Annotated in this window: 12 protein-coding genes; all 12 read right to left on the bottom strand. The window is 66.8% G+C overall.

Going from position 1 to position 13,372, the window contains the following annotated elements:
* Position 1: 1 nt before the first annotated feature.
* The 12 genes from QM841_RS35320 to QM841_RS35265 are packed head-to-tail and all read right to left on the bottom strand — an operon-like array spanning position 2 to position 13,371.
* Complete coding sequence (locus QM841_RS35320; protein WP_283335533.1) at positions 2-1,222, bottom strand: hypothetical protein; 1,221 nt, start codon at positions 1,220-1,222, stop codon at positions 2-4.
* Between the two features lie 22 nt (positions 1,223-1,244).
* Complete coding sequence (locus tag QM841_RS35315; RefSeq protein WP_283335532.1) at positions 1,245-2,783, bottom strand: COG1361 family protein; 1,539 nt, start codon at positions 2,781-2,783, stop codon at positions 1,245-1,247.
* The gene (locus QM841_RS35310; RefSeq protein WP_283335531.1) at positions 2,783-4,498 is read right to left on the bottom strand and encodes a hypothetical protein; all 1,716 of its coding nucleotides are present in this window, start codon (positions 4,496-4,498) and stop codon (positions 2,783-2,785) included. The genes QM841_RS35315 and QM841_RS35310 overlap by 1 nt, the downstream gene beginning before the upstream one ends.
* Positions 4,495-5,697 (bottom strand): hypothetical protein, encoded by a 1,203-nt coding sequence (locus tag QM841_RS35305; RefSeq protein WP_283335530.1) that lies wholly within the window; start codon positions 5,695-5,697, stop codon positions 4,495-4,497. Before QM841_RS35305 ends, QM841_RS35310 begins: the two co-directional genes overlap by 4 nt.
* Positions 5,698-5,718: 21 nt before the next feature.
* Positions 5,719-7,905 (bottom strand): phage tail protein, encoded by a 2,187-nt coding sequence (locus QM841_RS35300; RefSeq protein ID WP_283335529.1) that lies wholly within the window; start codon positions 7,903-7,905, stop codon positions 5,719-5,721.
* Positions 7,902-9,947, bottom strand: coding sequence for a putative baseplate assembly protein (locus QM841_RS35295; RefSeq protein ID WP_283335528.1), 2,046 nt, complete (start codon positions 9,945-9,947; stop codon positions 7,902-7,904). Before QM841_RS35295 ends, QM841_RS35300 begins: the two co-directional genes overlap by 4 nt.
* Positions 9,944-10,381, bottom strand: coding sequence for a GPW/gp25 family protein (locus tag QM841_RS35290; protein ID WP_283335527.1), 438 nt, complete (start codon positions 10,379-10,381; stop codon positions 9,944-9,946). The genes QM841_RS35295 and QM841_RS35290 overlap by 4 nt, the downstream gene beginning before the upstream one ends.
* A gap of 1 nt (position 10,382) precedes the next feature.
* Positions 10,383-10,736: a PAAR domain-containing protein gene (locus QM841_RS35285; protein ID WP_283335525.1), complete on the bottom strand. Its 354-nt coding sequence runs from the start codon at positions 10,734-10,736 to the stop codon at positions 10,383-10,385.
* Between the two features lie 47 nt (positions 10,737-10,783).
* The gene (locus QM841_RS35280; protein ID WP_283335524.1) at positions 10,784-11,362 is read right to left on the bottom strand and encodes a phage baseplate assembly protein V; all 579 of its coding nucleotides are present in this window, start codon (positions 11,360-11,362) and stop codon (positions 10,784-10,786) included.
* Positions 11,363-12,481, bottom strand: coding sequence for a phage late control D family protein (locus QM841_RS35275; RefSeq protein ID WP_283335523.1), 1,119 nt, complete (start codon positions 12,479-12,481; stop codon positions 11,363-11,365).
* Positions 12,478-13,167, bottom strand: coding sequence for a CIS tube protein (locus QM841_RS35270; RefSeq protein WP_283335522.1), 690 nt, complete (start codon positions 13,165-13,167; stop codon positions 12,478-12,480). Before QM841_RS35270 ends, QM841_RS35275 begins: the two co-directional genes overlap by 4 nt.
* Positions 13,168-13,371: a hypothetical protein gene (locus tag QM841_RS35265; RefSeq protein WP_124395755.1), complete on the bottom strand. Its 204-nt coding sequence runs from the start codon at positions 13,369-13,371 to the stop codon at positions 13,168-13,170.
* Between the last annotated feature and the right edge of the window lies 1 nt (position 13,372).

Below are 13,372 nucleotides of genomic sequence, written 5' to 3'. Positions count from 1 at the left end.
CTCACCTCGTCGGCTCGGGAGGCGGTTCGTAGAACGAGCCGACGATGCCCGTGGTGACACCCATGCCGCCGTGGAACGCGGCGTTGGCACTCGCCTCGGCGGTGTCGTCGAGCGCGGTATCACCGAGCCGGAGGATGTTGCGCTCGCTGTCGTAGAGGTTTCCCTCGACCACGAGGTCTCCGTGGACGGTGACCGTCTCCGACCCGATTGTGAGACACGGAGAAAATCGCGGCTCCTGCGACTCGCCCGCCGTGGTCCACGTGCCGATTACCACTTCGCTGTCCGTTGCGCCGAGCGGGCCGTCCATCTCCATGCGCAGCTCGTGTCCGCCCGTGTCGTCCGCGACGTGTGAGATGGTCCACGGCCGAGCAACCAGGGACGAGAGATTTACGGTTGGCCCTGGCGTGAACTCGACAACGCCCCCGACCTCGACATTGCCAAGCAAGAAAGCCTTACCGACGATCATCACCCCGCCGTCCTGCAGGACGGCGAGGCGTGGCACTTCCGGAGTGTCCTCCAGGTCCAGGACTCGGACAGCGAATCGGTACGGGTCGCCCTCTTGTTCCGCGCCGACTTGGACCGAGGTTCGGCCGGAGGGAGCCCGGATTTCCTCGCCCACCAGCCCCGCATACGGCCGGTCGTCCAGGTCGATCGTGTAGCCGTCCCGCCCGTCCTGGCTGCGCCGGGTCACGCTCCCGAGAAATACAGGCCAGTCGTGAATCGGGTCGTCCGGCGGTGTCCGTTCCGGCCCGAAGTCCCGGTCCCCGTCCGGCACCGTCGCCGGTCTGCGCCTGTCTGTTTCGTCCGGGTCCGGGTCCGTGTATCGGATCAGGGGCTGTTCCACGAGCCGGTACGTGGTGTCGGCGCCGTCGGTGCACGAGGCGTAGCCCTGCGGAGCCGGATCGGTGGCGGCCAGGTTGTATGCGAGCCACACGTCGAGGCGGTCGGTGTTGCGCGCGGTGAACGCCCTGGGTGCATCGAGCGGGGTGCGTTGGACGAGGATCAGTTCCCTGCCATAGCCGTCCACGGCCATCCCCGGTTCCACGAACGGTCTGCCGTCCTGGAGTTCGATGGCGAGGCCGGTCACGATCCCCATCGTGTGGTGTCCGATGTTGTGGCGGCGCCGCATGGCGATGTGGTACCGCTGTTCCTCGGTGAAATCGGGTGTGCGAAGGAACTGGCCCGGGAAGTAACGCACGCGGGCGGTGTCATCGCTGGCCATGACATGCCTCCTCTTGCGGCAGCTAGTCGATTGGGGGTGCTAACACGATGTCGTAGGGCTGCTCGCCCGTAGCGCTGACGACGTTCGCACCAGGGCTAACTGCCAGGGCTATCGCGCTGACCTTCAGCGTGCCTTCCGCCGCGGGGGGCACTCTGAAGGTCCCCGACTGCGGGCCCGAGACCCCCGGTTTGAAGGTGGCATTTGCGACTAATCTCTCGAAACGCTGAGCCTTGAAGGGCTGATCCTCTTCCGCGATGCTGATCGTTACGTAGATTTGTCCGCTCGTCGCTGCTACGGATCCGGAATTCGTGACGGTCACCGCGTAGCTGAAGTTTTCGCCCTGGGTAGGGGTGTCATCGCTGCTGACCGTCACGGCCAGCACGATGTCGGTCAGCACGCCCGCGATCCCGCGGGCGGCGCTGGTGAAGCCTTGGACGAACCCGTCGACCGCCGCGCCGGCGTATCGCGGGTCGTTCCGATCGACGCTGGCCGGGCTTCTCCTCAGCTGACCGCGGACTTCGATGCAATCGTGGGCGATGACGGTGCAGTCGGCGTTCACCGTCAGGCACGGGTGGAACACATCGGACTCGTCAGACGCGTCGCGTGTTCCCACGATGAAACGGTTGCGGGTGGGATCGCCACCGTCACCCGGGTGCGCGATCTCTATCCGCAGTTGATCCACGGAACGACCTTGGCGCACGACTCGCGTGCGGTACAACGTCCACGGCGACGCCGCAACCGGTTCCTGGGTGTGTGCGAATTTGATCCCCGTGTGCGTGTCCGCTGACGCCTTGGCTGGTGGGTGGATCACCAGGTCGCCACCCAGCGTGGTGGTGCCGCACACCGATACATTCCCGGTCGCGTCAACGCAGAGTCGCGTGGTGAGCGGGAAGGGTTTTCCATGCGCCACCTCGTCTTGCGTCGCCTGATTTCCGGTGGCCTTCACCTGCTCGGTGGCAACTGCGAACCGTGTCGTGTCGTTCGACGACTCCGCCCCGATCTGCATGCGGGCACGCCCGGACGGCGCCACGACCGCCTCGCCCCTCAGACCGACACAGACCCGGTTGTCCGCGGTGGTCGAAATGCTCTGGTCATTCCAGCAGACCGTGCCGAGGTAGACGGGCCAGGGCCCGGGCGGGGACCAGACGGCCGAGTGCGGACGGGAGGCAACGTCTGTTGGCGGCACCCCGACCGGGTGACGGGGGTCGAGTGTGTCGGGATCGGCGGGTGTGAGACACACGGTGGCGACGTCGCCGCGGTTGCTGGTGGACTCGAGAGACAACCAGACATCGCGTTGGCCTCGCGTATCGACGTCGACTTCGATACGGATCGGCGCGGTCACGGCCACTGCTCGCCCGTAGCCGTCGATCGCGACCCCGGGCATGACCGAGAACGCGCGGCCGCTGTGGGCGAGCTGAAGCCCGGAGACGATTCCCCACGAATGCCCACCGAGGCGATGGCGACGCTCCGCGTTCTCCCGGTAGGCCTGTTCCTCGAGGAGGTCGTCCGCACCGAGGAACTGCCCTTCCGTGAATCGAACACGCACAACGTGGTCGTTCATCACGCGCCGCCCGGTCCATCGCCGCCCGTGTCCTGGCGTCGTCGTTGTGCCTCGGCCACGATCTGGGCCGCTTTGGCCCGGGACCCCCTGGGCAATGCCTTTTCGACTCGCGCCACCGCTTCAGGGTCGGTGGCGATGGTCTCCAGCGTCAGACCGGCGCCGAGCAGGCGTTCGGCGCCCACATCGGTGACACCGCTGAGTTCCCGCAGCCGGGCGGACTCGTTGGTCCGCGAATGCTCGTCCGGAGGGTCAGACACGGCCGGGGACGCGGCATCCGGCTTATTCACAGCCGCGCCTCCGGAATAGCCGGTGCGGAATCCGATCACGATCTTGTCCGTGTCCCAGTCCTCGTCGAATCTCGTCACCAGCACGGTGACGGAGTCTCCGCATTCCACAATGGGGTCGCAGTCGGTCTCGAACTGCTCCAGCAGACCGTCGACGCCTTGTTCGAGAGCGAGCGTCTTGCATGTCGCCGAGATACCCAGGTCGGCGAGGTGGCGGCACGCCTCGCCCCAGCGCTCTCCGATGATCGAGCCGATGTTGGTCTTGCCGACCGGTGCCGGCAGTGTTGTCGGGGATATTTTCCGGCGGAAGGGTGGGTAGTTGTCGATGTATCTGACTCGAGGTGGCCTATCCTCGGCCAGCTGGCCGAGATACACGCGAGCCAGCCGGACACCGGTCGTCGCGTGCTCACAGCTGTGACACCGCTTGCGGGTGTAGGCACCCCGGCAGTCCAGGACGAGTTTGACGAGGATTTCGAGGTGCCGGTCTGCCAGTTCATCGTCGGTGAGCGAGCAGATCAGCTCGCGCAGGTCGCAATACACGTGTGGCGGGTGTCGGTCGATCCAGTCGAGGAGCCACCGGCGCATGACCGACCAGTCGCCGCCGGACTCGCCGGAACTGCCGGACTCGCCGGACTCGCCGAAAGCGTCGGCGAATTGATGCAGAACGCACAGACACTGTTTGTAGCCCCTGCACCACGCCTGCGCTGCGGTGTCGGCTGGATCGGCGCCACCGGGTTCCCAGTACAGCTCGTAGGACTCGCGGGTCTTCGCGGCCTCGCATTGGGGTGCTTCGACGCAATCGGTGTGGCGGAGGGTCGCACGGGGGTCGGCGTCTTCTTCTCTGTACGTTGCGAACACGTCGACCCAGCGAGTAGGCGCTGTGCCGGCGGAGTCGTTCCCGTCCTGCTTCCCCGGGTCGGCGAGCCGGCTTTGCACCTCGGCGATAGCGTCTTGCGTCGCCCCCGATGCCGAACCATGTTGGCCGACTCTGCCGATCAGGTCGGCGCGCTTCCGCCGCTCCCCTTCGCCCTCGTATTCGACGGCCGCGGCTTCCGGGTCCGTGCAGGGGTTCGGTTCATGCCACACCATGTCGAGGTCCAGTTTCTCCTCGGTGCAGACGATGATGTCGTCGCCGCAGCAGCTCACCGCGTAGCCTTCACCGACGATCACGCCGGTCGGGTTGTCCGGGTCGCCGCGGACTTCGAGTCCGCAGGCGACTCCCCACCCGTCCCGGAAGCGCTGCAACTGCAGTTTCCCGGATGTCCAGTCCACCATGGTGGTGAGGTCCTCGTCGAAAAGTAATTGGCCGCAGAAGAACCGGGGTCGAATGTGGCATTCGAGGTTGCACGGCATGTCCTCACAGCACGCGCCACCGCAGGAACAGGGCTGGGTGTGGCGCGTCGATGTGTGCGCCTTGGTCCGGGTGGTCATGATGCCGACTCCTCGTTGTAGCTGCTCTGGATTCGGAACCAGCTGCGGAACGTGCCTCCGGGGGCGCCGTTGCCGGAGGGCAGGCGTCCGGCGACGTGGTTTCCGTCGACCGCTTGGCCGTGGCAGTCGAGCACCATGTCGGCGAGCAGGGTGACATAGATCGTGCTGCCCATCAGTCCTCCGCGTCGTCGGCCGCCCAGGAAGTTCAGGTCGATCGCGTACTCTGCCCGGCACTCATCAATCAATTGGGGCGGGTGTTCAACGTCGTAGGGCACGAACTCGAGGTTGTCGCTCTCGCCGGCATGCTGAACGAGGAGCGTCTCGGAATTGATGCCGGTGGCGAACCCCTCCGCCTCGGCAATCTTTCGGTCGAAACGAATCTTCAGCGTGCGCAGCTCGACGAGCTCATCCAGGGTCATTGTGCCGCCGTGTACCCAGTTCGTGTGCACCACGTGAGTGAGATTCTCGGGTGGGGGTCGCAGTCGGCGGCGCCCCTGGGTGTCGATCACGAGGTACCCGGCATCGCCTGGTTCGAGGAGGGCGAGCGGGACGCGGACTCCGCATTCGCATTCCGGTTCCACGCAGCCTTCCGCACCTGCCGGAAGCTCGGTGTCGCAGTCGTCGCGGCAGCGGGTGTCGCCGCCGCCCGGAACACCCCAGCAGGACGGGTCGAAGTCGGCGAACGGATGCGCTTCGAGTCGGACGGTCTCCCGTATGCGGTTCGCCTCCCGTCGGTTCGGTTCGCACTCGCAGTCGTCATAGATGACGGGGACCGGCTCGATCTCCTCCTCCGCGTATACCGCGCAGAGCAAGAGTTGCCGGCTGGCGCTCTGGTCTGCACCTTCCTCGTCCGTGTGTGCGTCGTCGGCCGATGCAGCAGCGTCGTGGCACATCTGGATCCGGACCGGGGTGCGGTCGCGGAGGATGAGTTCTCTTCCGAAGCAGTCCAGGGCGACTCCCGGCCCGACGATCACCCAGTCGCGGCATTCCTCGCTCGGATGGGTGGTCACGCCGAACCCGCACGCCACGCCCCAACCGTGCAGCAGCCGATTGTGAAGCCGATGGTGTTCTAGGGTGTAGTCCTGGTCGGCACGGAAATCTCGTGCCGTCATGTATTTTCCGGTGAAGAACCGGTTCCGTTCGCTCATCGGTGAACGGCACTCGTCGGTGCACAACTCGCCGTCTTCTTGCTTCCGCACGTCGGGCCTCCCTCATCTACCTCAGAGCAATGTCACGTTCGAATCGAGCGGCGTCGGCACGCGCCGATCGCGCCGTCGGGCGGTGCCCCCGCGCAGGACGGTGTCGATGCCGAGTCGTCCGCTCGGCGGGCGACTGGGGGCGCGGGTCGTGTCGTGCCGGCACGCTAGCCGGGTTCGCGGAATTGCCCCGATGACGGTGTCGAGGCCGATGGTCGACTGGTGTCCGATCCGGATCCCCGGCGTGATGAGAGCGAGTTCGTACGCGGTGTGGGCGGGCTTTTCTGCCTCGATCGCCCGGTGCAGCGCCCGTTCATCGGCGGCCGTTCGCACCCAGGGTGCCGGGACGATCACGCGGAAGCGGTGGGCGTAGTGATGGAAGACGTCGCGGTCCGGGTCACCGGTGCTGACCAGCCGCACCTTCCCCACCGTGGCGTATCGATCGAGTTGGAGCCGCGCCACCTTTCCGGAACTCCACGGTGCCGCGCGGCCGCCGACAGTATCCTGGCCCGTGAGCCAGATGTGGTTGCGTTCGCGATACCCCTCCACCAGGTGCGGGAACTGGTCGTCCTTCAATGGCAGTCCCGTGAGGTTCTCGAGGTAGGCGCGCAAATAGCCGCGCAGGGCATGCGGAGTTCCGCGGCGGCGGAGGGCGGGCGCGATGGTGCGGAGCAGGTTGCGGCGCTGATCGGTGTCCCAGTCGCCCTCGAGTGGCAGTGCCAGCCAGGACGACAGCGCATCGACCATCTGCGGCGGTGCGGCGTCGGGGTCGAACAGGCCGGCCACGTCCCGGATGAGGTGCTCGACGGGTTCGAGCTGTGTCTGAAACACCGACAGGAATCGCTCCAGGAATCGGCGGGCGGCGTCATCTGCGGAGTACACCGCCGGCAGCAGCTCGAGATGCGAGCGACGAGGATAGTGAACCCGCGCCGACGCCACGGCCGGCGTGTCATAGCCGTCGCTGTGCAGTTCCAGCCGCAGCCACAGGAATCGCCCCTCCCTGCTCAGTACCGCCATGTCGCCCGTCAGGGTCCGCTGCTCACGCCCCCGCGGCCGTGCGGGAGGCCCGATGAGGTCAGGTACCTGCGCCCACAGTGCGTTCGGCAACGCGAGAATGTCGTCCCTCTGGCGTTCGGTTGCGTCGGTGTAGGTGCTGACCCTGATCCGGGAGCCGACTGGGAGCCGGTTCAGCTCCAACTGAATTCGGTGCCACTGGCAGCGGTAGATCTCGCTGTCCAGGGGGCCGCCGATCCAGGTCCCCTTCTTCTGGAAGTGCGTTGGTCCGATCCATTCGTCGTCGGCGAAGACGGCGGGGTGACCGGTGGAGGTGTCGAACCAGGTGCCGTCACCGCTGGTGTCTGTCACCGACGGGCAGCTGGTGAGCAGCCCGGCCGGAACGTGAATGCGTCGCCGGTGATCGGCGATGACCAGTGGCGGGTCGAACCGGTCCGCGACCTCGCCGCCGTCGACGGTCGAGCGAACGAACTCGCCGTCGGGCCGGAAGATGTCGAGACGAGGTTCGCCCTCCGCATGCAGATACAGATATCCTCTCGCGTCGACCACCAGACGGCGCCACCGACCGGCGCCGGCCGGCCGAATGATGATTGGTGAGCCGATGGGATCACTGAAGCGGTAGACGACACCATGGGCGGCATCGAGCACGTGTGCCCCGGTCGGGCCTGCGTCCACTGACACCGGATCCCAGACCTGGGGGTGGTCCGGGGGTACCGGATGGTTCGACCCGTCGCGCGCCTCCCAGACCGCCCGCAGCGACAGGGTGGGGGTGTCGAACACCACGACGCGGCGGTTTCCGCGGTCGGCGACGAGCAGGTTGCGGCCGCTCGCGGCAATGGCGACGGGTGTCGCCAGATCCCGTGCACCCGAACCGGGTTCGCCCGATGCGGGTAAGGGGAGGAACATCCCGGAGTCGGCGTCGAATCGGCGCAGGTAGGGCGGGTTCGGTGCGAGTGTGAACAGTCTCGCGGCTCCGTCGGCTGCTACGAAGTCGGGCAGCACCAGTCGACCCAGGCTGCCATCGGGCGAGGTCAGTGCGCGCGGGCCGTGGGGATCGGCCTGCAGCCGAAGTCCGTGAACGGCGTCGAAGGCTATCCCGCCGTCGTCGGCGGGCGGCGGCGTGTCGCCCGTCGAGCCGATTGTCCGCCAGCCGGTGCGTGCGTCGAGTAACCAGAAGGTCGGGCCCGCGGGTCTCACGGCGCACCTCGTCGTGTGCGTTCCGGCCTCGGAACGACGGCGATTTCATGGTTATCGGCGCCGTACAGCAGTTCGTCGGGGTCGAGCGGAATCGCCTTACCGATGTCGTCCCACGGGCTGCCGTCGAGTTCGACCCACAATTGGGGCACCGACGCCACGTCCTGCACGTCGAGAATCACGCCGAACAGGCTGGTCGGCGCGAAGGCGAGCCCGAATTCGCGGCCAGGCCCCCGGGTGTCATGGGGTGGCGCCTGTTCGTCTGGCGTTGTCACAGTCGAACGGCCCAGTGGATCGAGGAAGCCGTTGATGGCGCTCTTGACCGCTTGCTCCACTGTCCCGGCGCTGGCGTATGGCTCCGCCTGAACCTCGGTGACGACCTTGATGCGTCGATACCGCGGCCCCACCACGTGCAGCTCGGTGGAGATGGTGCGCATCCCGTTGAGGTGGCGGCACACCTCCTCGACCAACTCCGGAGACGGCTGTGGAGCCGCCTCGGTCCCGTCGGGCACGATGACGACCGTGACAGCCCCCGGCACATCGACATTGCGGTGCTCGGGGTGCGTCAGCGGGAGCGCCGTGGCGCGCGCCACCGTGCTCAACTGCACTGCGAGCGCCGCGTAATCGGCGCTGGTGACCGCACGTTGGAGCGTTCGCAACTCGGCGGGCGCCGCCCGTCGGAGCTGGTCGATGTCCTGAACGTCGGCGCCGCCCAACGACGGTCGCGGGTTGGTGACACTTTGCACGCCGGCGACGTGGGAGTCCAGCGTCGTGATGAGGTTCGCCGCCATGTTTCCGGCAGCCGACGCCCCGTAGCGATACTCTCGGGCCACGATGAGGGCACCGGCCACGGGGATGCGTCCGCGGCGGCCGTCCCCGAAGCGCACCGTTCCGCTGGCGCCGTCGATCGTGTAGTGAGGGTCGTTGGGTGCCGAGGCAAGCAGATCGCGCCGTTGCTCCCAAACAGCGAAATCCTCCGCCTCGGCGATCTCGAGTACGAGTGATTCGGGCTGCATGGGGGCCTTGCCGAGGACGAACGACTGGTCGGGATGTCCTTCGCTCTCACCGAGCGCCTCATGACGGATGGTGGCCAGGTTCTCGGCGCGCACGGTGTTGGGCCGGATGAAATCGATCTCGGGCGTGCTGCTGGACGGGTAGGAGCCGGCGGTGAGCCGGACCCGGATCCACAGGCGTGGGTCGGTGACCGCTCCCACGTGCGCGACGGGTTCGATGGTGCTCGGCCCCTCGAGGACAAGGTAGCCGCCGCGGGTAAAGGCGTTTGTGCCGTCCTCGTAGGTTTCCAGCCGACGCCAGCGGACGGCATTGGGTCCGCGTCGGTACTCCCACTCGAGCGTGGCCGGGGGTGCGGGTGGCGTTGTGTTCGCATCACAGGCCGTGGCATGACCGGCGGTCGCGGGACCGAAGACTCTCAGGCGGATCAGGTCCGGGAACACTCGCCCGTTGATCGGTGGGTCCGGTGGAGCGAAACCCAGATACAGTGCGTTGCCGAGCTGTGGTGTCCACCCGAGTGGCCGAAAGGACGTTCCCTCGGGACCGTTGAGCTCGGTGACGTCGGTGAATGCCCCACCGTCGGCGACCTGCACCGAGGCGAGTTCTGCGCGTACCAGGTCCAGCGCGGCGACGGTCTCGAAGGTCAGGGGTTCACCCCCGGCCGGTGGCTGGGCCAACACTTGTGTGCGCCGGGGAACGGTGATGCCGGCGGCGGCCGGGGGCGGCACGAACCGTGGTTGCGGGGTGAATGTGAGGTCGACGGTGGCGGCGCGGGCGGGGCGCAGTTGCAGGCCGACGAGTTCCAGGAACTTGACGTAGGCCAGGTCGGGAAGGCGGTTGAGGCGGTGGAGGATTACTTCCGCGACGTGCGCCCACAGCTGGATGAGGGTCGTACCGGGGTCGCTTTCGTTCCAGTCGGTCCAGTCGGTGATCCCGCGCGCCAACTCCGGTGTGTACGTGGGGATGAGTTGTTGCAGTTCCCGGAGCAGCTCCTCGAACCGCCGGTCGTCGAGGTCCGGTGTGGGAAGTGTCATGTCGCACCTCCGGCTGCGGTACCGGCGTCGGCGGCGAAGCCGACGCCCTCGTTGACGAAGAACGGATACACGAGGTTGTAGAAGGCGTTGTTGCTGCGAATCCGGTAGTCGATGCCGATGAACAGGTGATTGCGTTCGCCGTCGTCGGTCGTCACCTGCACGTCGATCACGTCGATGCGTGGCTCCCAGCGGGTCAGGGCGTCGCGCACCCGCGCCTGGACCATCCCCCGCACGGCCGCCGAGTTGGGTTCGAATACCAGGTCGTGGATTCCGCAGCCGAAGCTGGGGCGCAGCAGCCGCTCGCCCGGGGCGGTGCCGAGGATGATCCAGATGCTTTGGCGGATGCGGTCCGCTCCGGTGACCAGCGGGAGGCGCCCGTCCGGGTCGGGGAGGAACGGGAAGGCGAAGCCGCGGCCGAGGTACTCGCTTGCCATGTCAGCCGCCGATCAGGACCGTGCTGGTGGCGATCACGGATCCCACCGGAAGGGGCACGGGGTCGTTGCAGGTCAGGGCGGTGTCGCCGTGTCGGCAGGCCGGTCTTTTGTTGATGAACACCGTCGCGCTGCCGCGGATGATCGTCGCCCGATTGGTCGGCGGGTTCACGAATGTGCCGCCCTGGGGGATGTGCACGGGGGTGTTGGTGGCGGTGCTGTTCAACGTTGCCGCCGGCCTGCCGTTGATGTTGACGTCTCCGCTGAGCCCGCCGTCGAGGATTCCGCTGAAAGGATGCGGCACGGGCGCTGGGGCGGTCGGGCCGGGCGCCTGGATCAGGTGGATGTCGGTGGCCATGACCCGGTCTCCTTGTTTGGCCGCGGGTTGTCCCATTTCGGTGCTCCTCAGTTGATGTTGACGGTGGCGCCTGTGACGGTCAGCGTCCCGCCCGCCTCGATCTGCAGCGACGACGAGGCCTTGATCCGCACCGTGGCGGCGTCGATGGTGACCGTCCCCGATGGCGCCTTCAGGTCGATGTCACCGGTGCTCGCGGTGACCTCGATCTTCGGTCCGGACGAGTCGAGCACGACACGCAACATTCCGCTCTGGTCTATGATCTCGACCTTCTCGGCTCCTGCCGTGTCGTCGAGTTTCACGAGATGGCCGCTGCGGGAAACGATGAACCGCCAGTTGTTGGCCGCGGGGTCCCCGTCATCGGTAGCGGGCTCGTCGGCCGAACTCCAGAGCCCACCCATCACGTAGGGCCTGCGTTTGTCGCCCTGCTCGTGTACCACCAGCACCTCGTCGCCCACCTCGGGGGTGAACCGGAAGCCGCGTTTCTTGCCGGCCATGGGGGCGGCAACGCGCGCCCAGTTGCTGAGCTGATCGTCGTAGTTCGGGTACGTCACGCGAACCCGCCCGAGTCGAGCCGGGTCGTCTAGATCGGCGACGATGCCCACCACGATGGCGTTCTGTTGCTGCATCTACAACTCCTCACGTCTGCACCCGAACTGGGTGGTGTAGCCGCTGTCGCCGATCGCGTGGGTGGTGGTGGTGACGAAGTACCGGCCGCTGAATCGATCGCCGAGTCCGCCGAGGTGTAGCACGCTGCCGGACCGCAGGTCGGGCAGCCCCACAACCGAACCGGTGCCGGTGACGAGATCCTTGGCGATGTGCTCGAGTGTCTGCACCGCGAGTGTCCTGGCCTCCTGCGGTGTGTGCACCGGCCGGTCGGTGATGACTTCTTCGCGGGATTGGACCGCGTTCTCGACCGCTTGGTTGCCGCTTTCCCGGCCGAGGCCCTTGGTGGTCAGCTCACCGCGTGTCGCGGTGTGCGTGATCGGCTCCTTCTTCGTGGCGTCCCACCCCTTGACGGTGACCTTGCCCACCTGGTTGGCGGTGGACAGGTTGGGTTGGAACTGCACCAGCGAACCGCGGTAGTCGAGTTGGTAGCTGGGCCGCTGCAGGCGGGTGGACGGGCCGAAGTACAGGCGCCGGGATCCGGGTTGGTCGCCTTCCTCGACGAGCAGGTCGTATCCGATGCGGCGCGCCCGGCCGAGCAGGAACAGGATGTCGTATTCGTTGTCCTGGAGCAGGTACTCGATGCGCTCCTCGCGGGTCTCGGCTGTCGGGTCGGTGCGGAGGTCGACGTTGAGGTCACGCGCGATGCTGCGGGCGATCTCGGAGTCGGTTCTGTTCTCGTAGGCCTGGGATCGTTGCGCCGTGCGGAAGCGGTGAAGGAGGTTGAGTCCGCTGATGGCCAGGGTCGGCTGTCCCGATGCCGGGAAGGCGGGTCGTAGCGAGGTGATCTCCCCGGTGATCATGCGCCGGAACCGGTTCGGATCGCTGAAGTAGCCCATCCACAGTTCCACTTCTCTGCCGGGGTCGAAGATCCCGGAGTCGATGTATTTGAAGTCGCGCGTCTGGGCGTCCCAGTTGTTGATGGTGATCTCGAAGCTGTCGATCGAGGTGATGTCGTCGGTGTACGAGACCTGCGTGATGTCACGCACGACGTCGGCGCCCAGTGACCGTCCGCGCAGCCTGACTTCGAAGGTGGGGACGTAGAAGTCCCCTGCGGTGTGGATGGGGACGGCCGCGCTCATCGTGTCACCGGCCCCGGTCCGGCGTCGACCGCCGGGATGATCAGGAGCGCTCCCGGCCGCGGGGTCAACGGGTCGATGCCCGGGTTCTCGTCGGCGATGGCCCGCCAACGGTGCGCGTCGCCGAGCTCTTCGGCGGCGATCCGGCTGAGCGTGTCGCCCCGTTGCGCCATCCGGGTCCGGGTGTGGTCGCTCGATTGGAGATTGAGCTCGGCGACCTGCTGGTCGAGCGTTTTGTATTCCCGAAATGTCACGGACACCGTCGCCCGGAGCGGAACACCGTTCGGATTGAAGAGGGTGTATTTGCGCTGCACCGACTCGACGATCGCCTTGAACGACAGTCCGACACCCCACGTCACCCGGATACGGGGCGGGGCGTGGGTCTTCGGCTGGATCTTCACCAGCTCGTAGATGGGCCGGACAAGCCGATCCACCGGCGTGGCCGTCTCGTCCCGGCCGGCATCGGTCGAGTCGTAGAACAGTTCCAGCGTGAGTTTCTCGGTGTCGCCGCGGATGAATTGCTGGATCGGCGAATCGAGCCCCGGGATGGCGATTTCGGCGATCTGCGCGCCTTTCGACAGAGTGTACTCCGTCGGGTTGAACTGCACCTCGATCCTCGCCGGCAGACCCCGTACGGCGTCGATAGCCTGTTGGTCGAGGATCTCGATGACCGCCCTGGTGAGCGCCATTCACACCACCCCCGTGCCGGGCGCGGGTGGCTCGGACATCGGCCGCAGTCTGGTGGCCGCCTTGCCCTGCTCCCTGTCCCGCTTCCGCTGATCGATGCGGGCGATCACGAAGTCGGCGATCTTCTCGAGCTGCGCGTGGGTGAGCGGCAGGTCGCCGTCGACGACGGTCACTTCGCTCACCATCTCCTCGATGTGGACGGTCATG

It is taken from the genome of Rhodococcus sp. IEGM 1307 (genome assembly GCF_030056915.1).
Taxonomy (GTDB): Bacteria; Actinomycetota; Actinomycetes; order Mycobacteriales; family Mycobacteriaceae; genus Rhodococcus_F; species Rhodococcus_F opacus_D.
This window is presented reverse-complemented; position numbering and strand designations above follow the sequence as displayed.